Origin of the sequence: Terrimonas ginsenosidimutans (genome assembly GCF_022012415.1) — a bacterium.
GTDB classification, from domain to species: Bacteria; Bacteroidota; Bacteroidia; order Chitinophagales; family Chitinophagaceae; genus Terrimonas_A; species Terrimonas_A ginsenosidimutans.
The window spans coordinates 590,827-614,449 of the sequence record NZ_JAKLTR010000003.1; the positions used below are offsets into that span (position 1 = coordinate 590,827).

Here is a 23,623-nt window from a genome sequence, read left to right on the forward strand (position 1 = left end):
ACGCCATTCACCGATTTTTCCCGCTTTCGATCAGTAATTATCTGCATCGGGTAGTCTGCATTCATCAGGTACGGGTAATTTTATATTTATGCCGCGAAAGCAATCAATACCCCAACACCGGATGACGAGCCATTCCCCGCACGGGATCTTTATGCGCAATCTGAAGAATGAGGATTTTCCACCGCCGGAGAACGTAAGCAGGCCCCACAGGGATGATCACTTCCTGTTCATTTTCCAGGAATGTGGCGAAAATCAATTGGTGGTTGACTCGCAAACCGTGAATGCCCGGGGAAGAAAAGTGTTATGTATTTTACCGGGACAGGTTCACCATGTTACAAAATTTGATCCCATCGATGCGTGGTTTGTTGCCGTTGCAACAACCCTGGTGCCGGAACATGTCAGAACCTTGCTGCAGCAGACAGCCCAGCCATTACAGGCTGCTGATGTCAATGATCGTTGGGCGGTCAAGCTGAACACTGCCGTTTCCCTGCTGCAGCTACATCTCGAAGATCCTTCTTTTACACAGGACTCTTTTCCCATGATCAAAGCTGCTACTGAATCTGTGTTGTCGATCTTTGCCGCTATTTACCGTGAACAGCCAGTACAGGCAGCCGCAAAAGAAGGGAGAGCAGCGGAAATTACACGCAAGTTCAAAACACTGCTGCAACAACAATACAGGGTGGTCAAAAGCCCTGCGGCATATGCCGCCATGCTGAATGTATCGCCGGCCTATTTGAATGAAGTGGTCAGCAATACAACCGGTATGCCCGTCAGCAAATGGATCCACCAGGAGATATTGCTGGAAGCGAAACGGCTGCTTTTCTACACTGAGTTTACTGTCAGGGAAATCGCTTACGAGCTGGGGTATGAAGACCATACTTATTTCACGCGGCTGTTCAGTAAACAGGAAGGCATTTCTCCATCTAAATATCGTTTAGCAAGATAGCCGTCGATCCTGTTTCAGGAATCAACAATCCGCGAAACCCCGGATAGTCCAATCATTTCCCCGAATAGCCTGCCTGAGCAGGCTGATCCTCTTGCGAAATTTGTGTTCAAATTATCAGCTATGCCTACGTTGCCTAAATGGATGAATGATGCGGTAGAAGGATTGCTTAAATCACAATTTCGCCAGGTGGTTGCCACTCAGATCGAAGATTTTTCTTCTTCGGTCAGAAAGGTCCGATTGCTTGGTGATTTCCGGGGTGTTATTTCAGAACCAGGTTATGCGGTCGGCTTTCGTGTAAATGAAAGAGCGTTCCGGAATTATACGCCATTCCTGTTTGATGCAGAGCAGGGAGTATGTGATATACTTTTTCATTTACATGGGAATGGCCCGGGCAGTGAGTTCGCCGGTCAGTTGAAAGAAGGAGATGAGCTACGCATCATTATTCCCAGAGGACGAACGGTGTACCGTAAGCACCTTTCGCATCATGTGATGATAGGAGATGAGACAGCGCTGGGATTGGCCTTATCGCTGCGTAACGAAGCATCAGCGAAACAACATTCAAGCATCACGATCTTCGAAGTGGATGATTCCTCGGTAATGGCCGAATTGCAGTTATATGGTCATGTTCTTCAGAAGAGCGGGCTCAATAAGGCCGGCCGTATCCGCCAGCGCATTCTTCAGCAACAGGAAGATACGGGAGTCTCCCTGGCGGATACGGGCTTCTATCTTGCCGGTAATGCAGATACGATGCGTATTGCCCGGAGCGAGTTGAAGCAACTGAATGTGCCTTCCAGGAATATTTTTTCCCAGGCTTACTGGGCCGAGGGTAAGACAGGGCTTTAGAATGATGGCCGGGGACGAGGAACGATGGCCGATGAACGATGGCCGATGGCCGAGTGCTGCATTTGAATGGAAGATATTGCTGCTAATTGGTATGGAGCCGATGGCCGATGAACGATGGCCGATGGCCGAGTGCTGCATTTGAATGGAAGATATTGCTGCTAATTGGTATGGAGCCGATGAACGATGACCGATGAACGATGGCCGAGTGCTGTATTTGGATGGAAACTATTGCTGCTAATTGGTATGGAGCCGATGGCCGATGAACGATGGCGGATGGCCGAGTGCTGCATTTGGATGGAAACTATTGCTCCTAATTGGTATAGTGCCATCCGCCATCGTTCATCGTTCATCGGCCATCGGCCATCGTTCATCGGCCATCGGTCCTCGGTCATCGGTTCATTTGAGGAGAAAAATAAAACTGTTGCGGTTTGCCTCGTAATAATCCATTAGTGATTGCTGTAAATACCGGTCTTTTTCCATTTTAGCAAAGCAATGGTCGCGGATCCGTTGGAGATAAACACCCGTGTCTGATCGCAATGGTGCATACTGTTTTTCCCCTTCTTTGATGTAAGAAAGGAAGTTTGTGATGAAAAGGTTTTTTTGGCCCGGCGGCCGGTAATATTTTTCAAAGATGGCTTCGAAACAAAAAGCCTCCAGTATCGTCTGGTCAGCGCTGATGAACAGGCCTTCCAAACCATTTCTGCCGATACAGATCGTGGATGCGATGCTGAAGTCGGGCCTTACGGACTGGCAATAAAAGAACCTTGCTGCAACTTTCATCATTTCCTGCCGGCTGAAATGCATAGTGATGACCGGTTTTTTTGTGAAAGCCGAAGTCAGCAGGAGATAAGCTCTCAGGAAGGAACTGTCGCCTGCCAGGGTATCGGTATAAAGACGATTGATCATGACTGTATCAGGATAATACTTTTCATAGATCCCCTGAAACCTGGTTTTATTCATCAGGAGATACCGGAATCGCCGGGGATATTTTTTCATGGCCTCGCTCAATGCATCGTTGTTTGTGGTGATCAAAGCGGGGCTGACACCCAGGTATCGCTGTCCTTGCTCTTCATAATACCGCAGATCCAGGCCGATATGGCTGGCCAGATCAGCTTTTTGGGATGAGCACTGTTGCGTCAGCAAAAGGAAGACCACCGGGAGGATCCGTTTCATGTTTTATTATTTGCCCGCAAAATCCGGCTGATCAAAGAGAAATCATATAAAGGAAACCTTTAGAAAAGCTATAGATTGGATCAAACCCTCCGTTCCAGGCCGAATTTGGCTAGATTTGTTTTGATGCAAACACAAGAAATCCTGATCGATCAACGGTTTGTACTAATGGCTGACAAGCACCTGCTTGTTGACCGGCAGACCGGTACGCAAAGCCGCCTGGAGCCCCGGTTCGTTAAACTGTTGCAGATGCTGGCTGCGTCGGCCGGGCAAACTGTGTCCAGGGAGCGGATCATCAGGGAGATCTGGAATGACTATGGCGGTGCGGACGATGGACTGAACCAGGCGATCTCCTTCCTTCGCAAGATCCTGGATGATTCGGGAAAAGAACGGATCAAAACAATTCCTAAGAAAGGATACCTGCTGCAAGCGACGGTTGACATCATTGCTGCACCGGAGGAACGGTCTTTCCCTGAAACTGCGCAGCCTCTTCAAACTGCTTCGCAGCAGTCCGCCAGGCGCCGGATCATTACAAGCCTGATAATTTTGGCATTGATCATCGCTGCTTTGTTTTTCTTCGGAAGAAATAAAACAGACGGACCCGATGAATATGGTGAACCCGCCGGGACAGAGATCGACACAACCTATCAATATAAGGAAATGAAAGAGCCACATTGATCTTTATTGGCAGTGATAAGATCATGCTCTGTCTGTAAAAGTTCTTAGCCGCTGCATCCTGATCTTAATCATTCTGATATTTCCAACATGAATTCTCCTATAGGATGATCATTCCGCTGCGGAATTCTGCACGCATTGTTTTGTTATCCATGTGCAAAACATAAAACAACTCATAACCCCGCACATTTTGTTTCTTTTCATTATTAAATCTTTCACTTCATAGAAGGTTAATCTCCCGTTAACATAAAATTCACAACTCGCAAATACTTTGCGTCCCTAACGAAAAGCCGGTTATGGCTAAAGATCCCACCTGATCTGCCTGACTTATTTCTGGATATCGATTTTTTATAAACAACTGTTGAATGAATTACTCTACGTTATTCAATAGCAGCGCGTACGCGGTTGCTACAGGCATTTCTATTGCTAAAAAGGTACAGTTACCTGTGTGTGATTATTCCTCTTTTTCGAGATCAGGAACATTGATGTCTGCTGATAGCGATCATTTTTATCTCATTGCCTGCAGATGTTATTCGGGAGTTGAATAGCGATGCGCATGATCGCTCGCAGATCCTGACATTAAGTTTTTGTTCAATAAAGATCATCGGGTCATTACAATTTGTTACAAGCAGTTTTAAATTTTTTCAAAGCGATTCTTTTGCAAACCAAAATCACATCAATGCAACCTTTTTCACACCTGGCTGCTTTTCATCGAAAGGCAGTCTTTCTCTCAGGGTTTCTCCTCCTCTGTATTTCACTATCGGTATTCTCTCAGCAAAGGCAGATACGTGGTACTGTCAGGAATGAAGAGAATAAAGAACTTTTGCGCAGTATCAGCGTAATGGTAGAAGGACAATCAAGGGGAACTGTTACGAACGAGAGCGGTCAGTTCAGCATTACGGTCAATACAGGGCAGACGCTCATTTTTTCCGGTATTGGATATTTTACCAGGAAAGTTGTGGTCTCAAATCAGTCTGAAATAGCGATGACACTGGCTGCGGATCAGCGGGAAATGGAAACGGTGGTAGTAACTGCACTGGGCATTAAGAAGTCTGAAAGATCTTTGGGTTATGCGCTTACGAAAGTGGACAGTTCCCAGCTCACCGATGCTGTCAGCTCAAACTTCCTGGATGCTCTTTCCGGTAAAGTCGCTGGTCTGAACCTGATCCGTTCCGGCTCGGGCCCTGCTGCTTCATCCAAGATCATACTTCGTGGTGAGAACAACCTTACCGGCGATAACGAAGCGCTCATCGTACTGGATGGAGTGGTGATCAATAATAGTAGTGGTAAGCGCTCTGCCAATGGCAGTGACCAGGTGTATGCTACTAACTCCGACAATCTACCGGCTGACTATGGAAGTTCCGTGAACGATATCAACCCACAGGATATTGAAAGCATATCTGTGCTGAAAGGCCCTGCTGCATCTGCATTGTATGGTCAGCGTGCGGCTAACGGTGCGGTGATCATTACGACCAAGTCGGCTTATCAGAAAAAGAAAGGTCATTTCAATGTACGTTATACAATGAACGGCAACATTGAAGAAGCGAACAGATTCCCTGATATGCAGTACGAATATGGCCAGGGATTGGGCGGCGCTCTTCATTATTCTTACGGTGCTACTGCCGATGGAGCAAGCACGAGCGGTACCAGCTCTGCTTATGGACCAAGGTTTGATGGACAAATGTTCTATCAATACGATCCGGTCCGTCAGCACGTAGGCCTGCAACGTACAGAATGGAAAGCATATGATAATATCAATGAGTTCTGGGATCGCGGAAGTGATCTGAGGAACAGTCTCAGTGTGGATGGTAAGATCGGTTCTACCGGTATCCGCCTGACGGCTGGTACAGAAAATAATAAATGGATCGTTCCCAACACGGGATTCGACCGCAAAAACCTGGGTCTTTCTACCAATACAGATATTACCAGAAAACTGAAACTTTCAACCAAAGTAACCTATGGTTACAGGAATAGTGATAATCTGCCTGCTGCAGGGTATGGTAACCAGTCATTGATGTACTGGTACATTTTCTGGCAGCCAAGTGCTGATTATAACTGGCTGAGAAACTATTGGGCTGGTGGGCCGGGAAGCGTTTATGACAGCCTTTATAAACATATCCGTTATCCCTTTTCTTCTTTCCCGGAGAATCCATTTGCGATCACAAATGAATTCCTGAACAAAACAAAAAGAAACAACGTAACGGGTAACGTAACCTTGAACTACCAGGTCAGCAAGGAGCTCAACGTCATGGTCCGCGGTAACATGGACTGGATGAATGATAAACGCGAACAGGACAGGCCGTTTGATGCAGGGACACGTTTGCCAAGAGGGTCTGTGAGAAAACAAAACATTTATGCGCAGGAGCAGAGCTATGATGTGATGGCGCGTTATAATAAAGACCTGACCAGGGATCTGAAACTCGGTGTGACCGCAGGGGGCAGTCAATTATGGAATAAATATGATAAATCCGATGTCAGGAACGATGGATTGAGACACCCCGGCATCTATACATTGGAGAACAGCATGTATGGTCTCCTGTATTTCCCTGATACAAGCCGTTACAGGATCAACAGTATGTTCGGTATCATTAACCTGAGCTATAAGAACTTTCTGTTTGCGGAGATCACCGGGCGCCAGGACTGGAACAGTGTACTGGCTACGCCAAAAAGAACGGATAACGTAGGGTTCTTCTATCCTTCTATTAATACAGGTTTTGTTGTGTCGGATGTGGCAAAGCTTCCATCTGTGATCAACTATGCAAAAGTGAGAGCATCATTTGCGCAGGTGGGTAGTGGCGGTACTACTCCATACAGGACGGCTTACACTTACCCGGTGGCCAATGGTGGTATCTACCCGGATAGCGGCCTTGTCAGTCCAACAACATTGCCTAATGTAAATCTTAAGCCCCTTCTTACTACAACAGTTGAGCTGGGTGCGGAAGTGCAGTTCTTCAATGGAAGATTGAGCACAGACGTAGCCTTGTATTTTGGAAATACAAGAAACCAGATCTTCACCAGAACAGTTGATGCAGCATCCGGATACAACTCCTCTATCATCAACGCAGGGAAAGTAAGAAACAATGGTATCGAAGTAAGCATTAATGCAAAGCCCGTGAAAAGCCGCAGTTTTGAATGGGCTACGTTTGCGACATTCTCTTTCAATAAGAATAAGATCCTTACCATGCCGGACAGCACAGCATTGCTGAGAGCTGGCCAGATCGCGAGCGGACAGATCGTGGCATCAATCGGCGGAAGTATGGGAGACTTGTATGGATTGGGTTACAGGCGCAGTCCTGATGGCCAGGTGATCTATGACGAGGCAACCGGATTTCCAAAAATTACCGATAGCATCATCTACCTCGGTAATACGATCCCTAAATTCAAATTCAGCCTTGGCAACACATTCTCCTTTAAAAATTTCAGCCTGAAAGTATTGTTTGACGCACAGCTTGGTGCAGTGGCTTATTCTCTGACACATTACAAAATGGCAGAACAGGGCAAATTGAAATCGACATTGCCTGGCCGGTACAATGGCATCATTGGTAATGGTGTGGTGCAGAATCCTGACGGTTCTTATCGCCAGAACGATGTGGTTGCTTATGACATTGACCAGTATTATCAATACAGCATCGGCAGCTTCAATGCCGAAGGCAGCACTTTCAGTACAGACTTCCTGAAATTCCGCGAAGCTTCCCTCGTGTACAACTTCAGGCCAAAGCTGCTTAAAAAACTTGGATTGAAATCAGCATTGATCGGTGTGTATGGTCGTGACCTGTTCATCTGGTCGCCATGGCCAATCTTCGATCCTGAATTTGGAACACTGGCAGGAACAGATATCGTGAGAGGGTTTGAAGTGGGGCAGTTCCCTTCCACGCGCTCAATGGGATTCAATTTATCGATCGGATTTTAATTCGCACAGGCTTGTTGATCCAGGACATTGTTGATGACCGATGGCCGGAATACAGGCTGACCAATATAAGGTCGGCAACATAAAGGCAGCCAAACCGGCCAGTGGCCGTCGAACAGGCAACAGACTGATACTATTTAAAAGTTAAAAGCATACAGGATGAGAAAGCAATTAATGATAGCATGTTTTGCGGTGATGGCAGTGCCAACACTTTATTCATGCAAAAAAGGATTTGAGGATCTGAACGTAGATCCGATCAATATCATCGAAACCACTCCGGATAAACTACTCGCACCGGCACTGGTGAATTCGCTCTGGCCGGGTATGAACCGTAACCGGGGTTTTAATAATGAGCTTATGCAGGTGACAGTGTCCCAGAGTGATGGTGACAATACAGTGTTTCGCTATGCTTTCCGTGCAAACCAGTCCGACTATTTATGGAATACCTGGTTTGTACAGCTTACCAATTTCAAACAGATCGACAGCCTCGCGCGTACGGAGAAAGTAACCAACACTTCTTACCAGGCGATCGGTAAAATCGGCAAGGCCTGGTTGTTTTCCAACCTGACGGATATCTACGGTGATATTCCTTATTTCGATGCCTTGAAAGGTGATCAGGATAATGTAATGCCTGCATTTGACAGGCAGAAAGATATTTACCTTGATATCTTCAGTCAACTGGAAGAGGCCAATACCCTGCTTGCATCGAATGCCGCGATCGTTGTGTCCAGCGATCCGATGTATAAAGGTGATATAAGCAAATGGAGAAAATTTTCCAACTCCTTATACCTGCGTCTTTTGATGCGTGTTTCAGGTAAAACTGAAACACAACAGTCCGTGATTGCCAAGATCAAACAGATCGTAGAAAATCCTTCAGCATACCCGGTTTTTCAAAGCAATGCAGACAATGCAAGATTGTTGTGGAGCGGCGGCACCAGTACTACTGATCCTTATACATCACCGTATGTGAACGGGATCCGTGCGCAGGATTTTCGCGGCCCTGCTGTTTGTAATTTTTTTCTGGATAATCTTGTTGCCTGGACTGATCCCCGCTACGTTTCTGCTACTCCTTATGGATCCGGCAGTATTGGACGTTTTGGTATTTCACAGGCAAGCGGCGGTGGTTGGTTTGGTGTTCCAAGCGGATACATCCCCGGCCGTGGTGATGACAAAGGCTGTTATTTCCAGAGCTATGATAACACGAGTACAGGTGGTACGTGGTCTCTTCAGCAAAATCAGAACACCGGTATCATTATGCAGTATGCAGAACTGCAGTTCATTCTTGCAGAAGCTGCTTTAAAAGGATGGATCACCGGAGATGTAAAAACATTTTACTACCAGGGGATTGCCTCCGCGATCAACTACTGGGTGCCGAACTTCCCGGAGAGTATTGCTTCCACCAACTTCACAGAGCACCTGAAAAATCTTGATGCGGCAGGCGAGCTGTGGAGTGATAATCTTTCACAGGATGCAAAAATGGAGATGATCCATTTGCAGAAATATTTTGCATTGTTCATGACAGATCTGCAACAGTGGTTTGAATACAGACGCACAGGACATCCTGTGTTGCCAAAAGGCCCTGGCCTGTCAAACGGTGGCCGTATGCCGGCACGATTGGTTTACCCGATATATGTTCAGGCTGCAAATCCAACAAACTACAAAGCCGCCATTGTTGCACAAGGACCAGATGATATCAATACCCTTGTATGGTGGCAGAGACCTTAATTGTATCAACTATAAAATAGTAAGATGAAATCTTTAATAAAACTTTTTCTAGCGACAGGTATCGCGGCAGCACTGGTTAGCTGCGAAAAGAACGAAAAATACCCGGGCGGCGTACCGAACCCGATCGTGTCTATTCTGGATATCCGCCCCCTCTACAAAGGAAAGGATGTGCTGCTTACGCAGGAGAGCGTGTTTGGCGGAACCAGGATCGCAGCAGTAGTAGTCTCTGATCACAGAAAAGGAAACCTCCCTGAAGGATTACTCGTTGTGCAGGATGCCCGCCGGCTGGAATTACTCAGAGGTATTTCTATTGATCTCGGTGCGGCAGCTGCTAAATTCCACCCGGGTGATTCTGTATGGATTGATATCAATACGGGTGTGCTGACACGGAAAAATGGCATCCTGACGATCAGCGGGCTGACTGAAAATAATATTACCTCCAAAGGGAAAGGCGTTGTGGGGATCAATGCAGTTAATATTGCGCAGATCCTGGCTAATCCTAATGATTATGAAAGCTCTCTCTGTATTCTCAATAAGTCCAGTTTTAACCCGGCCCTTCAGCCCGGAGAAGTGATCGGCGGTTCTAAAAAGATCAATGATGGATTTGGCGACCTGGCTCTTTTCGTTGATACGAAAGTGGATTACGCAAATAATGCGCCCTATGCACTGGCAGCTTATGTCGGCATTCCCTTTAGTACGGCGGATGGCTCTGTTCAACTTAGAACAAGGGAAGGAGACGATATTGTTGACATGGGATCTTCTGCCCAGGATCTGATCATCTCCGGATTTCAAAGTGATCCAAAAGGTGGAGATGGCGGCTATGAATATGTACAGATGATCGCTACGAAAGATATCAACTTTGCTACTACACCCTATAGTATTGTGTTCTGCAACAATGCAGGTACCGCTGCTTCCGCCAATCCTCTGGATGCAGGATGGGCCACCGGCGGTCAGCGTACCATCAAATGGAATATCAACTCGGGCAGCGTGGCAAAAGGACAGTTCTTCTACTTCGGCTTCCAGGGCAGAAAGATCAACGGCTCAGCAGGAACGTACTCTTTTCCTGCTGAAACAAACTGGTACCAGAAGACATATGCTACCACCGGAACTAACCTTGGTGACGGCGGACTCGTCCGTGCTTCCAACTATGGAACCTCCGGCCCATGGGCAAACAGTGGTAATGCATGCGGTGTAGCGATCTTCAAAGGCACAACCGTTACCGAAGCTTCCACACCCGAAGACGTACTGTTTGTGGCAACAGGTGGCGGCGCCGCAATCTACGACGCAGCAAAGAACCCGATCCTTGGTTACAGGATCTGTAACAACGACTGGTATTCCATGTACTCGATCTCCATCGATCAGACAACGTATAAACCTGTTGTTGTCCCTTACCTGCATTATCGTTCTTCCGGTAACACAAACAACATGCCTTACCCGATCAACGAAAAATACCCGACTGCAGCTACTGATGCGGGTCTGTTCAATATGATGGGCGGGGTGTACAATGTCACACTTGGCAGATGGACAACCGCGCGAAAACAAACGGTGGTTGAGCTGGTACAGACTACGGCAACCATCGATACGCTGGAAAAACATGCAGCTGTAACAAGGCTGATCGACTAGTAAGATACCGGTCAACTCCTTTTGAAATCATCACATTTTTCTTCTTACCGTTCTTGTTTACGCGTAAGACCGTAAGAACGGTAAGAAGGAATTTGTTCATTACTGTCACGCAATGACAGTGAACTTTTCCCGCCCGTTAAATAAACAGATAGAAGAATGGTTAAGAAGATCTCACTGGTAGCAGCGGCTCTTTTTATGGTTGCTGAGTCTTTCTCGCAAAAGGTCAAACACGTGATCATTATAAGCATCGATGGTTTTCGTCCCGAATTTTATATGAACCCTTCCTGGAATGCAGTCAACCTGCAACAGATGAAAGAAAAAGGTGTGAGTGCGGAAGGAGTACAGGGCGTTTTCCCAACGGTAACTTATCCGTCTCACACAGCAGTGATCACCGGTGCGCTGCCTATCCATCATGGCATCTATTATAATGTTTACTTTGAGCCGTGGGCAACACCGGGAAGATGGTACTGGAATGAGTCTGAGATCAAAGTGCCTACACTTTGGGATGCGATCAAAAACGCAGGCATGACAAGTGCAGCTGTTCACTGGCCCGTGACGGTGGGAGCTCCGATCGATTACAATATTCCCGAAATATGGAACTGGCCCGGCAAAAAAACATTGCTCGGTAAGGTTAGTCAGTATGCAAACCCGCCCGGTCTTTTTGAAGATGCTCAGCAGAATGCAACGGGAAAGCTTGAGGAGTTCGATTATAATGGAGACTATCTTAGTGCAGACGAAAATATGTCACGCATTGCAGGTTATCTGATCCGGAAGTATAAACCCAACCTGCTTGCTGTACACCTGGCCAATACCGATCACTTTGAACATGAGCAGGGCAGGGATGGAGATAAGGTCCGTCTTGCTGTCGCATCCGCTGACAGATCTGTAAGAACGATCCTTGAATCTATAGATAAAGCCGGATTAAAAGACAGCACAGCTGTGATCGTCCTGGGTGATCATGGCTTTTCTGATATCCACAGCACTTTATTCCCGAATGTATGGTTACGCGATAATGGCTTTGTTACTCCTTCACAGGCAAACAGCCAGGATAACTGGAAAGCGCTATTCCATAGCAATGGCGGTTCCGCCTTTTTACATTTAAAAGATAAAACTGACAAGGGGACGTTGCAAAAACTTAGGACTGTTCTTAAGAACCTGCCCGAACCTCAGAAAAGAATGTTCCGTGTAGTGGAAAGAGCGGAACTGGATAGTATCGGAGCTGATCCCAATGCCGTGCTTGCCCTGACCGCGATCAAGGGCGTAAGCTTCTCTTCTTCCGATAAAGGAAAGGATGCGTTAAGAGCAGCCTCTGGCGGAACACATGGTTATTTCCCTGACTTCAAAGAGATCCAGACAGGCTTTATCGGCTACGGACCCGGATTTAAAAAGGGCGTGGTGATACCGGTAATGGGGTTGCAGGATATGGCTCCGATCGTTTCCTCGCTTCTCGGCCTTTCGTTCGAAGCGCCGGATGGGATATTATATCCGGGAATTCTGGAGGCGAAGAAAAAGTGATTCGCCTTCTCTAACAATCTAAAACAAACAATGATCATGATAAAACTCGCAGCAGTATTAATTTCAACAGGGATCTCCCTGGCGGCCGTTGCACAGAGTTCCGTGTCGGGATATGTGTATGCCGATGTTAACGGAAATGGCAAAAAGGATAAGAATGAAAAAGGCATCGCAGGTGTCGGTGTATCAAACGGGCAGGATGTCGCAACAACTGATGCCAGTGGTAAGTATACCCTGCCGGTTGGTTCAGACAATATCATCTTTGTGATCAAACCTTCAGCGTATACTCTGCCGGTCACAGCAAAGAAGTTGCCCGTCTTCTATTATAATCATAAGCCAAGCGGGTCTCCGGCTGATTTCAAGTACAAGGGTGTGGCTCCAACTGGTCCACTGCCTAAGTCGGTTGACTTTGCACTGCTGCCGGGTACTGTGTTAAAAGATTTCAGCAGTCTTATTTTCGGAGATCCGCAGCCTTATACTGCAGAGGAGGTGGAGTATTATGCAAAAGGTGTTGTTGCGGAAGTGGAAGGCATAAAGAATATGCAGTTCGGTCTTAGCCTTGGCGACCTGGTAGGAGATTCTCTTGACCTGCATAGCCCGTACATTGACGCCACGCAAAAAGTTGGATTGCCCTGGTTCAACGTTATGGGAAATCACGATATGAACTATGAAGCGAAGGCTGATTCGCTGAGTGATGAAACATTTGAAAAGAATTTCGGCCCTGCCAATTATTCTTTTAATTACGGTGATGTGCATTTCATTATCCTCGATGATATCCTTTACCCGGATCCACGCGATGGTAAAAGTTACTGGGGTGGTTTCAGGGAAGACCAGTTCCGGTTTCTTGAAAATGATCTGAAGCTTGTGCCAAAGGATAAACTGGTTGTGCTCGCTTTCCACATTCCACTTAGGGGGACTGAAGAATCTTTCAATATGTCTCACAGAAAACGTTTGTTTGATCTGCTAAACGATTATCCCAATACACTGTCGCTTTCGGCTCATACGCATTTACAGCGCAACGATCTGTTCACGGAAAAAGAAGGCTGGTTGCGTGCCAAACCGCACCACGAGTATAATGCGGCAACCACTTCAGGTGACTGGTATTCCGGTTCATTCAATGACAAAGGAGTGCCCGTATCTACCATGAGAGATGGCACACCCAAAGGGTATTCGTTCATACATTTCAAAGGCAACCAGTATACGATCGATTTTAAAGTTGTCGGCAGAGATCCTGATTACCAGATCTCCGTATATGTTCCAAAAAATACAAATGGTAAGAAGCCAACTACCTCTACCGTGTATGCGAACTTTTTTATGGGGAATGAAACCACTCCTGTAGATATCCGTTTTAACGGTGGGAAGTGGCAGAAGATGAAATTCTCCAAAAGCTTCGATCCTTACTATGTAGCGTCGATGGTTCAATGGGATTATGCGGACTCGCTTTTAGGGAACAGAAGGCCCAGCCTTCCTGTGGAGTCCACTCACCTGTGGGAACTCGCCGTGCCGAGAAATCTTAAGCCCGGCCAGCATAAGATCGAAGTGCGTGCGAAGGATATGTATGGTCGTGAGTTTACAACAACGCAGGTGTTCGCTGTAAAGTAAGCCGTGCACGTGTGAGTATATTTTAACAGATCAGGGTTTGATCGTTTTAAAACTGTCTCTTCCGGGAGCGAATTTTAAGACGATCAAACCCTGATCTGTTACATCCGCCTCGCGGCTTACTTGATCAATCCTGGCGCATTTGTCGCGAAGATCTTCACCGCAATGGCGAGCAGGATCACGCCAAAGAATTTCCTGATCGCACTAAGGCCGCTTGATCCGAGAAGCTTTGCGATATATCCGAGGGATTTCAATACAATGTAGATGATGATAAGGTTGATGACAATGGCGATCAATAGAGTTGCAACTCCATAGTTGGCTTTAAGGGACATGATGGTCGTTAGCGTTCCGGAGCCGGCGATGAGGGGAAATGCAATAGGTACGACTGTTGCTGTTTTTACATCGGCGTCACCTTTAAAGAATTCGATCCCTAATACCATTTCCAGTCCGAGAATGAAGATCACGATCGATCCGCCCACTGCAAATGATTTTACATCCAGCCCCAGCACATTCAGGAAAGCCTCACCCACATAAAGGAAGAGGATCATCAATGCTCCAGAGATCAGGGTAGCGCGCAATTCCTTCATTCCGCCCATTTTTTGCTTCAATGAGATCAGGATCGGCACTGAGCCGATAATGTCTATCACCGCAAAAAGCGTGAACGTTACGGTGAGTAATTCAGCGGGGACAAGATTCATGGTGATGGTTTATTCAAAGATAGAAAACGAATCCTGAATGTAAAGACTGTTGTCTGTTTATGCAACTGTCGGTATGCTTCAAGGCAGCGAGGATGCAGAGAGGAAGCATAAGCATACCGTAGATGATGATTGGATGGTAGGCCCGGGGTAAGAAGTTAGTACAGTATTGGTACACTTACCGACCGTTTTGCCGGGGAAATTGTAGTGTATTGGTACACTATTTTTCGCACCGTATTTCACCCAAACGGGTCAAAGCCCCCATATCCGGGCGCCAGCGACGCATAGACCTCTCTACAGCGCACCCGCGCGGCCGCGCTGGCTACAAACGGGCATACGACAGCACCCGCATGCCTGCGTTTGACTGTCGTTGCCCGCTTGATTTGATATAATTCCACTATCCTAACTCACATTTCCTTTTTTTGATCATAGATGAAATAAAAAAACGCACCGCCCTTTTCAGGACTGCCCTCCTCCACCAGTCCTGAAAATGACGGTGACTAAGAAATTTCTCTGTTGTAAAGATCGCTCAAGGCGTAAGCGAATCCATGAGAAAAACACAAGATCTGCGGGGAAAATAACGGAAGTATTCTGGTGAACAGACCACCAGATAACATAACTGGGACAGCTATTCAAAACAATTGACCTGATCCCATAACTCTTACTTCTGATTTTAGGGTGACAAGGATGCTTTGGCCGATTGTGGAGATGCCGGATCCTCAGTTCTCAAGATTGTTAGATTCCGAAAGATGTTCCGGCATACGGAACCCCGGGGCCTCACGCATCCGGGGTCTGGGATGACATCGGGTCTGCTCGTTCTTCGGCTAATAAGAAATGTTCGTTTACTCCGGATGATCATTCCTAAATAGGGGATTGCTATATGGATGCGGAGCATGCGGTTACTGGTGTTGATCTTAGTGAAGGAGACAGCGCCTTTACGCCTGCTCTGAAACGTTTGGAAAGGAAAGTCGCTTGTAACGGTTCAATGGCCGATGGCCGGGCTCCACCGTTGATAGTTCCCTAAAAAAAGCGTGCATCTTCCAGCCGAAAATTTAGATAGACCAAGAGATTTTCAGTTAGTTGTTTGATTTCGGCCATCGGCCATCGATCATCTGCCATCGTTCATCTGGCACGAGCAGGAGACTTACTGCAGTGACAAATAACGCAAATGGCGCCAGGGTTCATTTTTCCGGCGCCACTAACTGCTTAACTTATGGTGGTTTTATAGGAATTTCTCTTTCAGGTACGCATGTGTTATCGCTTGATATGCGTTTCAACAAACCGGTTCAGTTCTGACTGTAAATGGACCAGGCATTCTTTGCACAGACAGTCGCTGTATCGCTGATCCATAAAGGCCCTCTGCTCGGATGTGATCGTGATCCCGAAACACTGGCACTGGGTAATATTGCCTGGCTTACAGGCAAAACCATTTCCACAACGCGGGCATTTATGTGTTTCATGATTGCACATACAGAACATTTGAAATACTAAAGGGAGAAACAGAAATGAACGATCCGCTATATCCAGGCCGCATGACGCGAATACAGGAATGATCCATTTCACTTTTCACCCGAAAGTTGAATGTCAGTGGTCTGACCAGGCAGGTCTTCTGGCTTAAACCTTTTGCAAATTCCTTCCCATTGCATTGCTGCAGCAGTGGATTAAAATGCCATGTCATTTAGTTAAGGATTTCCCGAAAGTTCATTCGATGGCCGATGAGCTAGTGTAGGGCGCTCTTAACTAAACGACATTGGATTAAAATGCTTTGCTACGTGCGCCAAAGCTTTAGCCAAGGCGGACGCAGGGTTTTTACAGCTACGGGGATAGCGCCGGTTTCTCACCGGACTTCCCTTTTAATTCCGCAAGTGCGGAAACCCGATCAGCGCAAAAATAGGTATATCGACAGAGATATTAACATGTATCCCGGCAAATCATCCATTCATTAAGGGCATTTACCGGTACATGATGATCGGTTTAATTTTCTGTAACTTACTTTGCTGTCAATGAAACAGAAGTTTACACCTGTTGTTGCCCATGTAGCCGCCTGGTTGCTATTCTTCAGCCTGGTGCTGGGATTTGCCATCCGGATGCCTAATTCGGGTGGTGATACGACAAGCCGCGTTTTTTCAGTGCCCTTTCTGATCTTCTCTTCGGTCTTCCTTTTTCTTTTTTATGCCAATTATTTTTTACTGTTCCCCCGGCTATATCTGAGAAAGAAATATTTTCTGTATATAGCTATCGGACTTGTCCTTTTTACTGGTGTGTATACGCTCCGGCCTTTTGAAAAAGTGATCAGGGGGTTATCTCCCCGGGAGCAGGGGCACCGGCCTCAAATGCGGGAGGGAGAGGAGCAGCGCCGGTTCATGTCCGGCCCACGGGATTCGCTATACGCTCCGCCCCAGGGCGGACCACGGGAGGGGCGCCGGCCTCCGGGGATGTCCAATCGTGAACATCCCACCGATATCGTCAGCATTATTCTTTTTGTAACAGTTTGGTCGCTCAGCACAGCGATCTGCGTTATCCGCGAATGGAAGCGAACCGAAAGCCGGGTCATGCAGGCCGAAGCTGATAAAGCCAATGCCGAACTTTCTTTTCTGAAAGCACAGATCAATCCTCACTTTCTTTTCAACACACTGAATAATATCTACTCTCTTGCTGTTACAAAAAACGAGAACACTGCAGAGAGCATCATGAAACTCTCAAACATTATGCGTTATGTAACGGATGATGTAACAGAAGATTATGTATCTCTGGAAAACGAGATCGAATGCCTGCGCGATTATATCGACCTGCAACGCCTGCGTCTGGGAAAAAAAATGACGGTTTCTTTTATAGTGGAAGGGCAGGCTGCCGGAAAAAAGATCGCACCATTGATCCTGATGAATTTTATTGAGAATGTATTTAAATACGGGATCAGCAGTCACGAAGAGTCCGTTATCGAAATAAAATTGTCTGCGCAGGATGATCATATCCGCTTCTTCTGCAGGAACAGGTTGTTCGAGGCAAAAACTTCTTCTGATCGTGCAGGTATCGGCGTGAAGAATACCAGGCAACGTTTGCAGCGGCTTTATCCCGACAGGCACTTCCTGAACATCACCACAGATGATGGTTTTTATACAGTTCAACTTACATTGCAGGTATAACTATATTTTGATCCTATGCTAAAGTGCATTGCTATAGATGATGAACCACCCGCGCTGACGCTGATCCGCGAATATATTGCGCGATTCCCCGGTATTCAGCTTGTGCAGACCTTTGATGATGCTGTATCAGGCGCCGAGTATCTTCGCAGCACGGCTGTTGATCTGCTATTTCTCGATATTAATATGCCAGACATCACCGGGCTCGACCTGGCCCGCTCCTTACAGGAAAAACCAATGATCATTTTTACTACCGCCTATAAGAAATTTGCGTTCGAAGGCTTTGAGCTTGATGCGATCGATTATTTACTCAAACCCATCAGTTTTGAAAGATTTTCAAAAGCCGTAAATAAAGCGATAGAATATCATCACTACAAAAACAGGCCGGTTGATACCGGTGATGAATACCTCTTCGTTTATTCCGAATACCGCATGATCAAGATCAAGCTTTCCGATATTGAATATATAGAAAGCCTCGAAGATTATATCAGGATCCACCTGATCGACAGCAAACCCATTCTCACCCTCATGACGCTCAAAGGGGTGCTGGAAAAATTACCATCCTCCCGTTTCAGCCGGATACATCGCAGCTATGTGGTCTCTTCCGGCAAAGTCCAGTCTATCCAGAATAAAAAAGTAATGCTCCAGTCCAAAACAGAGCTGCCTGTCAGCGACAGCTATACAGATTTCATTCAGCAATGGTCTGCCGGGGCTAAGCCGGGCAAAGAATAAAAGGAGAAAAGGCCGGTTGTAAACGATCATTTCTTCCTTCTCTCGCTCTCCTTTTTCCGCTATTAGCCCGATGTTGGCCCAGAGTTTGTATTTGTCCAAATGGATTTAACAAAACGGCGAAAATGAAAGGGCGTTTTTTTCGTTAAGGATAAAGCAAGCCGCCTATCATCCCCCGGACCAACCGACAAACTGCATTCACACTTTAAGGAAAAAGCTATTGTATGAATTACTGTAAAAGCAGTACAGCCCTTCTATTGCTGTTAGTGATAGGATATACATCTTCCGCGCAGATGTTTCAAAATGTTCCAAGCTGGCAATTCGGCGTTGGAGGTGGTGTCTTTGTATATCAGGGAGACCTTTCTGAAGAAAAAGCAGGATCATATAAAACGTTACGTCCGGCAGTACAATTGTTCGGAGGAAAGCTGGTGAGCGCTGGTTTCGGTTGGCGACTGAATCTTGCAATCGGTTCTATTGAGGGAGATGAATCTGTTTACGAAGAGCCTGAATATCGCCGTCAAAGAGGTTTCCGATTCACCAGTTCTATCGTTGAACCGAGTGCGATGATAGAATGGAATGTGCTTAACCGTAATTATGAAGTTAAAAAGCTGGCACCCTATGTAGGCCTTGGCGTTGGTTATACGTTTTTAGATATAGAACGTGATTACAGCCGTTATAATGCTGAATATTTTTCTGACAATGGTGAGACAAGTAACGGGCTTTCTGAAGATATACAACACACTCCTCCGGGTGGCCGTGTTTTCATTCCTCTTTTTGCTGGTGTCCGCTATTTCTTTTCGGATAAGATCGGGGTCGGACTTGAGACAAATATCCGCCGTACATCAACAGACTATCTTGATGGTTTCAGCAAGGCAGTGAATCCTAAGCAGGGAGATAATTATTACAGTCACACACTCAATGTGATCTTCCGTTTTGGTAAAGCAAATATGCTGGATTGTCCTCGCCCGCTTAAGACCAGGTATTAACATTCCTGGTTGATCCCGCTCAACAACAGTGGAGTTATCGGTACATAATGCCGGTTCATCTATCATTATCTTTTCTCTTTTCAATAAGTTCCAATTTTATATCGCACATTATTCATCTCTAAAAGCGATATACAAATGGAACGTAAAAATTTTCTGAAGAAGACAGCCGGCTTAATCGGAGTGATCGGTTTATCACCGGTTCTTGATGCATGCCGCAAAGACAGCAGCAGTAGCAGCGACTCGGGGAGCTGTTCCGTTACTGATACGGAAACAGATGGTCCTTATCCGTTGTATGGCAGTCGCGGTTCAGCAATCCAGCGAACTTCTATAGCTGATGGTAAAGCCGGTCTGCCCTTAAATATCAGGATCATTGTCAAAAATGTAAATAACAATTGTGCTGTTCTTTCAAATGCGGTAGTTGATATCTGGCATTGCGACAAAGACGGCTATTATTCCGGCTATTCAAACACGGGTTATCTCGGCACGCAAAACAACAGCGGCCTGGTCTTCTGCCGTGGCAGGCAGGTGACAGACAGCAACGGGGAGATCGGGTTTACGTCTATTTATCCGGGTTGGTATAGCGGACGCTGTATACATATCCATGTACAGATCTATGTAAACAGTATGCTGAAACTGACCTCGCAAATCGCCTTCCCTGATGCGGTCAATACTGCCGTTTGCAACACGTCCCTTTACGCGGCGCACGGACAGCCAGATACCACTAATTCTTCTGATAGCATTATCCGTGATTCCCTGGATAATGAGCTGGCTGCTGTAACCTCCAATGCTTCAGGTGGTTATGATCTTGTTCATACTATTTATGTTTCGGCATAAAGGAATATTCAGCATTCGTCGTCAAATCTAAAAACCTTTCCCATGGCTAAAGCCCTTGTTAAGCTTGCATTCCGTCACGAGATCGGACCGGCTTTTTCCGGCTCTTTCGAAAAAGATGTATTTCTTGACTCTTACAATGAGTTTCGCCTCCAGGCTCAGGCGTATAACAGGGAAGGGGTGCATACTACGCTGGAAGAACTTATTGCAAGTAATCCCAAGGCGAATTCCCTTCACTACAAAGTTGGCTTCGCGGTTGGGTTATATATATCGGCGCTAAAAAACCAGATCCCGGGTATCAAAGATCTTATCCCTGGTTCAAGCCATCCCAGCTTTGAATCGCACGAATTTGAGATCATTCATTCCAATCTGTCTGACCGCAACGCGCACAGGGTTGCCGTCACTTTTTATACGGGCATTCTTACCCTGCTTGAAACGGTCGGGGACCAGGTGCTTCTTGCTAATGGAGACCTTTCTCAATTGCCCGCGGGTGAATGGATGAGCACTTTCATGATCAGGCCATCGACCCTGGTCACTGTTCATCAATATCAGAGCCTTCCGGCGACATGCACCAGCCCTCACCCGGATCTGGCGCAATTCGCATAATCCGCGTATTCGTGTTCATTCGCGCTAATTCGCGCAGCATTTATTATATTGGTGGCTATGACTGCAAAAAATAAATTGGGCCTCTTCGATCTCACAATGATCGTTGTTGGCCTCGTTATCGGCATGGGCATATTCAGAACCTCTGCCGATGCGGCAAAAGCCGCCATCACCCCTTTACTTTTTTTCGGAGCCTGGTTTGCCGGCGGTATGATCGCCCTGTGTGGAGCATTGACCTACGCGGAGATCGGCTCAAGGTTGCCGGTCACCGGCGGATACTATAAAGTTTTTGCAGAATGTTATCATCCGTCCGTTGCTTTTTCGATCAATTGTATTATCCTTATCTCCAATGCGGCATCCATGTCCGGCGTTGCATTGGTAGGAAGTGAATACATCTCCCAGGTGATCTTCCACACAGACCCGGGACCTACCACTAGAGCCCTGATCGCAATGGTACCGATCATTCTTTTCTATGGTGTGAATCTCCTTGGTTTAAGAATGAGCTCCACTGCACAGAATATTTTGATGATCATTAAGATCGGGATGCTGGTGTTGCTGATCAGTTCTATTTTTTTTGTGGATAATGCGAATGCGGCAACGGTGACCACCGGGGAGTTCTCCGCAATGGACTACATCCGTTCATTCGGCGTGGCACTGATCGCGGTTTCATTCACTTACGGAGGCTATCAGCAAACGATCAATTTTGGTGAAGATATCAAAGAGCCGAGGAGAACCATTCCGCGCGGGATCTTTATCGGGATACTGCTGATCATCAGTCTTTATCTCGCCGTCAGCTATGCGTATTATAATGCAATAGGTTTTGAACAATTGAAGACTTCAAGTGGAATTGCCTCGGTGGTTGTTGAAAAAATGTTTGGGCCAACCGGTCGTATGATCGCTTCCATTCTTCTTTTTATTGCAGTACTCGCTTATGTGAACGTACTGCTGTTAAGTAATCCGCGAGTAATGTATGCCATGAGTAAAGATGGCATACTGCCGGCTGCTTTTAAAAAGAAAGACGAGAAGAAAGACGTGCTCACAGTGGGTCTTACTGCATTTGCTGCTATCGGCATTATCGTATTGTTTTTTGCGAAGTCGTTTAATGAGATCCTCGGCTTTACGATCTTCCTGGATTCCATTGGCATGGCAAGTTCGGCCGCCACTTTGTTCATCTTGCGAAAACGTACAAAACATCTTGATGATAAAGGCATTTACAAGATGAAATTATATCCGCTTCTCCCACTCATCTTCATTGCTGCCTATATTTTTGTAGGGATCTCCATTGCTGTTGATACACCAAATCTTGCGCTGATAGGTACAACAGTATTTGCTTCTTTCCTGCTTCTTTATTTTGTGATCGTTAGTTATAAAAAGAAAACACAACTCTGACAATGGATATTTCCTATATATTGAATGAACTGGGAGAGGACCGTGAGCATTATTTCAATGCAGTAGCTCCGCCTATCGTTCAGGCCAGCAATTTCGCCTTCAAGACGGTTGATGCAATGTCGAAAGCTTTTGAGGATGAAATGGGCGGGTACCTGTACAGCCGCGGATTGAACCCTACGGTGGATATTCTCCGGAAGAAACTTGCCGCGCTTGATCAGGCGGAAGATTGTCTTGTATTCAACAGCGGAGCGGCAGCGATCTTTGCAGGCGTGCTGGCCAATGTGAAGAGTGGCGATCATATCGTGTCCGTTAAAAATCCCTATAGCTGGGCACAGAAAATGTTTGATGTGGTGCTGCCGAGGTTTGGTGTGCAAACAACCTATATAGATGGAACAAGACTGGAAAACTGGCAACTGGCTGCAAAAGACAATACTTCGTTCTTTTATCTTGAATCTCCCAATAGCTGGGACTTTGCCTTGCAACCCCTGCAAGAGGTGGCTGCTTTTGCAAAGGAAAGAAGGATCGTTACCATGATCGATAACAGTTATTCCACGCCGGTCTATCAGCCCGTGATCCCGTTAGGGATCGATCTGGCAATGCAAACGGCGACGAAGTATATCGGCGGCCATAGCGATACGCTTGGCGGGGTGCTTTGCGGTTCGCATGCGATGATGAAAAAGATCTTCGATAGTGAATACCTGGGGACCGGAAGTGGCATACAGCCATTCAATGCATGGTTGCTGATCCGAGGTCTGAGGACACTTCAGGCCAGGCTTGAGCGTGTAAGCCGGTCCACGCAGGAAGTGCTCGCTTTTCTGAAGCAGCATCCCGCGATCGAGTCGGTCATTTTTCCTTTTGATACATCATTTCCACAGCTGGAGCTGGCCCGTAAACAAATGAAAGATGCCTTCGGCCTGATGACGCTGGTGCTGAAAACAGATAACCGGCAGTCGATCGTACGCTTCTGCGAGTCGCTGAAACATATCCTGATGGCTGTCAGCTGGGGTGGTCATGAATCGCTGGTCATCCCCAAATGTGCAGGTATCCCGGCGGCAGATTTTAACCCGGCTAACCGTGAACACCGGTATGTACGGCTCTATGTTGGTCTGGAGGAACCTTCGTACATTATTGAGGATCTGCGGCAGGCGTTGAGCCGGATGTAGAAGAGGGCCACGGATCGCAGCCGGGCAGGGGCGTAAGGGTTCCGTTTAATTATTAAGCGGCATGGGAGTACGCAAACTACGCAGCCG

18 protein-coding genes and 1 riboswitch are annotated in these 23,623 nt (G+C 46.6%); of the genes, 15 read left to right on the forward strand and 3 right to left on the reverse strand.

All coding sequences use genetic code 11. From position 1 onward, the window contains the following. The first annotated feature begins 88 nt into the window (after window positions 1-88). Window positions 89-946, forward strand: a complete 858-nt coding sequence (locus LZZ85_RS07515; protein WP_237870228.1) for a helix-turn-helix domain-containing protein — start codon at window positions 89-91, stop codon at window positions 944-946. Window positions 947-1,066: 120 nt separating this feature from the next. Continuing rightward, window positions 1,067-1,789, forward strand: coding sequence for a siderophore-interacting protein (locus LZZ85_RS07520; protein WP_237870230.1), 723 nt, complete (start codon window positions 1,067-1,069; stop codon window positions 1,787-1,789). 396 nt (window positions 1,790-2,185) lie between these two features. Here the strand turns inward: LZZ85_RS07520 and LZZ85_RS07525 are convergent, their stop codons facing one another. Next, complete coding sequence (locus LZZ85_RS07525) at window positions 2,186-2,962, reverse strand: hypothetical protein (protein WP_237870232.1); 777 nt, start codon at window positions 2,960-2,962, stop codon at window positions 2,186-2,188. A gap of 123 nt (window positions 2,963-3,085) precedes the next feature. Here LZZ85_RS07525 and LZZ85_RS07530 point away from each other — a divergent pair, with 123 nt between their 5' ends. From LZZ85_RS07530 to LZZ85_RS07555, 6 genes are all read left to right on the forward strand, one after another. Next, window positions 3,086-3,637, forward strand: coding sequence for a winged helix-turn-helix domain-containing protein (locus LZZ85_RS07530; protein WP_237870234.1), 552 nt, complete (start codon window positions 3,086-3,088; stop codon window positions 3,635-3,637). A gap of 676 nt (window positions 3,638-4,313) precedes the next feature. Next, the gene (locus LZZ85_RS07535; RefSeq protein ID WP_237870236.1) at window positions 4,314-7,544 is read left to right on the forward strand and encodes a SusC/RagA family TonB-linked outer membrane protein; all 3,231 of its coding nucleotides are present in this window, start codon (window positions 4,314-4,316) and stop codon (window positions 7,542-7,544) included. A gap of 156 nt (window positions 7,545-7,700) precedes the next feature. Next, complete coding sequence (locus LZZ85_RS07540; RefSeq protein ID WP_237870238.1) at window positions 7,701-9,266, forward strand: SusD/RagB family nutrient-binding outer membrane lipoprotein; 1,566 nt, start codon at window positions 7,701-7,703, stop codon at window positions 9,264-9,266. Between the two features lie 24 nt (window positions 9,267-9,290). Continuing rightward, window positions 9,291-10,889 carry a DUF5689 domain-containing protein gene (locus tag LZZ85_RS07545; RefSeq protein WP_237870240.1) on the forward strand — a complete coding sequence of 533 codons (1,599 nt, stop codon included), beginning with the start codon at window positions 9,291-9,293 and terminating at the stop codon, window positions 10,887-10,889. 156 nt (window positions 10,890-11,045) lie between these two features. Further along, on the forward strand, window positions 11,046-12,404 hold the full coding sequence (locus tag LZZ85_RS07550; protein ID WP_237870242.1) for an alkaline phosphatase family protein: 1,359 nt from the start codon (window positions 11,046-11,048) through the stop codon (window positions 12,402-12,404). 36 nt (window positions 12,405-12,440) lie between these two features. Continuing rightward, a complete protein-coding gene (locus LZZ85_RS07555) occupies window positions 12,441-14,003 on the forward strand; it encodes a calcineurin-like phosphoesterase C-terminal domain-containing protein (RefSeq protein WP_237870244.1) in 1,563 nt (520 codons plus the stop codon). Window positions 14,004-14,119: 116 nt separating this feature from the next. Here LZZ85_RS07555 and LZZ85_RS07560 read toward each other — a convergent pair whose 3' ends face one another. Both LZZ85_RS07560 and LZZ85_RS28760 read right to left on the reverse strand, forming a co-directional pair. Further along, the gene (locus tag LZZ85_RS07560; protein WP_237870246.1) at window positions 14,120-14,698 is read right to left on the reverse strand and encodes a MarC family protein; all 579 of its coding nucleotides are present in this window, start codon (window positions 14,696-14,698) and stop codon (window positions 14,120-14,122) included. A 1,251-nt stretch (window positions 14,699-15,949) separates the two neighbouring features. Continuing rightward, entirely contained in the window at window positions 15,950-16,174 is a 225-nt protein-coding gene (locus LZZ85_RS28760) for a cysteine-rich CWC family protein (RefSeq protein WP_432422756.1), read from the reverse strand. A gap of 103 nt (window positions 16,175-16,277) precedes the next feature. Continuing rightward, a riboswitch (cobalamin riboswitch) is annotated at window positions 16,278-16,589 on the reverse strand. Window positions 16,590-16,698: 109 nt separating this feature from the next. Here LZZ85_RS28760 and LZZ85_RS07570 point away from each other — a divergent pair. From LZZ85_RS07570 to LZZ85_RS07600, 7 genes are all read left to right on the forward strand, one after another. Then, the gene (locus tag LZZ85_RS07570; RefSeq protein ID WP_237870250.1) at window positions 16,699-17,838 is read left to right on the forward strand and encodes a sensor histidine kinase; all 1,140 of its coding nucleotides are present in this window, start codon (window positions 16,699-16,701) and stop codon (window positions 17,836-17,838) included. Window positions 17,839-17,853: 15 nt separating this feature from the next. Next, window positions 17,854-18,567, forward strand: a complete 714-nt coding sequence (locus tag LZZ85_RS07575; protein WP_237870252.1) for a LytR/AlgR family response regulator transcription factor — start codon at window positions 17,854-17,856, stop codon at window positions 18,565-18,567. Between the two features lie 221 nt (window positions 18,568-18,788). Further along, window positions 18,789-19,550 carry a DUF6089 family protein gene (locus LZZ85_RS07580; RefSeq protein WP_237870254.1) on the forward strand — a complete coding sequence of 254 codons (762 nt, stop codon included), beginning with the start codon at window positions 18,789-18,791 and terminating at the stop codon, window positions 19,548-19,550. A 135-nt stretch (window positions 19,551-19,685) separates the two neighbouring features. Next, window positions 19,686-20,384 carry a dioxygenase family protein gene (locus LZZ85_RS07585; protein ID WP_237870256.1) on the forward strand — a complete coding sequence of 233 codons (699 nt, stop codon included), beginning with the start codon at window positions 19,686-19,688 and terminating at the stop codon, window positions 20,382-20,384. Window positions 20,385-20,426: 42 nt separating this feature from the next. After that, window positions 20,427-20,987 (forward strand): hypothetical protein, encoded by a 561-nt coding sequence (locus tag LZZ85_RS07590; protein ID WP_237870258.1) that lies wholly within the window; start codon window positions 20,427-20,429, stop codon window positions 20,985-20,987. Between the two features lie 57 nt (window positions 20,988-21,044). Then, window positions 21,045-22,373 carry an APC family permease gene (locus LZZ85_RS07595; protein ID WP_237870260.1) on the forward strand — a complete coding sequence of 443 codons (1,329 nt, stop codon included), beginning with the start codon at window positions 21,045-21,047 and terminating at the stop codon, window positions 22,371-22,373. Window positions 22,374-22,375: 2 nt separating this feature from the next. Further along, window positions 22,376-23,536 carry a trans-sulfuration enzyme family protein gene (locus tag LZZ85_RS07600; RefSeq protein WP_237870262.1) on the forward strand — a complete coding sequence of 387 codons (1,161 nt, stop codon included), beginning with the start codon at window positions 22,376-22,378 and terminating at the stop codon, window positions 23,534-23,536. Window positions 23,537-23,623: the final 87 nt, after the last annotated feature.

Coding starts and splice junctions, on each gene's coding strand:
- LZZ85_RS07515 (WP_237870228.1), top strand. CDS start 89: ATGCCGCGAAAGCAATCAATACCCCAACACCGGATGACGAGCCATTCC.
- LZZ85_RS07520 (WP_237870230.1), top strand. CDS start 1,067: ATGCCTACGTTGCCTAAATGGATGAATGATGCGGTAGAAGGATTGCTT.
- LZZ85_RS07525 (WP_237870232.1), bottom strand. CDS start 2,962: ATGAAACGGATCCTCCCGGTGGTCTTCCTTTTGCTGACGCAACAGTGC.
- LZZ85_RS07530 (WP_237870234.1), top strand. CDS start 3,086: ATGCAAACACAAGAAATCCTGATCGATCAACGGTTTGTACTAATGGCT.
- LZZ85_RS07535 (WP_237870236.1), top strand. CDS start 4,314: ATGCAACCTTTTTCACACCTGGCTGCTTTTCATCGAAAGGCAGTCTTT.
- LZZ85_RS07540 (WP_237870238.1), top strand. CDS start 7,701: ATGAGAAAGCAATTAATGATAGCATGTTTTGCGGTGATGGCAGTGCCA.
- LZZ85_RS07545 (WP_237870240.1), top strand. CDS start 9,291: ATGAAATCTTTAATAAAACTTTTTCTAGCGACAGGTATCGCGGCAGCA.
- LZZ85_RS07550 (WP_237870242.1), top strand. CDS start 11,046: ATGGTTAAGAAGATCTCACTGGTAGCAGCGGCTCTTTTTATGGTTGCT.
- LZZ85_RS07555 (WP_237870244.1), top strand. CDS start 12,441: ATGATAAAACTCGCAGCAGTATTAATTTCAACAGGGATCTCCCTGGCG.
- LZZ85_RS07560 (WP_237870246.1), bottom strand. CDS start 14,698: ATGAATCTTGTCCCCGCTGAATTACTCACCGTAACGTTCACGCTTTTT.
- LZZ85_RS28760 (WP_432422756.1), bottom strand. CDS start 16,174: ATGTTCTGTATGTGCAATCATGAAACACATAAATGCCCGCGTTGTGGA.
- LZZ85_RS07570 (WP_237870250.1), top strand. CDS start 16,699: ATGAAACAGAAGTTTACACCTGTTGTTGCCCATGTAGCCGCCTGGTTG.
- LZZ85_RS07575 (WP_237870252.1), top strand. CDS start 17,854: ATGCTAAAGTGCATTGCTATAGATGATGAACCACCCGCGCTGACGCTG.
- LZZ85_RS07580 (WP_237870254.1), top strand. CDS start 18,789: ATGAATTACTGTAAAAGCAGTACAGCCCTTCTATTGCTGTTAGTGATA.
- LZZ85_RS07585 (WP_237870256.1), top strand. CDS start 19,686: ATGGAACGTAAAAATTTTCTGAAGAAGACAGCCGGCTTAATCGGAGTG.
- LZZ85_RS07590 (WP_237870258.1), top strand. CDS start 20,427: ATGGCTAAAGCCCTTGTTAAGCTTGCATTCCGTCACGAGATCGGACCG.
- LZZ85_RS07595 (WP_237870260.1), top strand. CDS start 21,045: ATGACTGCAAAAAATAAATTGGGCCTCTTCGATCTCACAATGATCGTT.
- LZZ85_RS07600 (WP_237870262.1), top strand. CDS start 22,376: ATGGATATTTCCTATATATTGAATGAACTGGGAGAGGACCGTGAGCAT.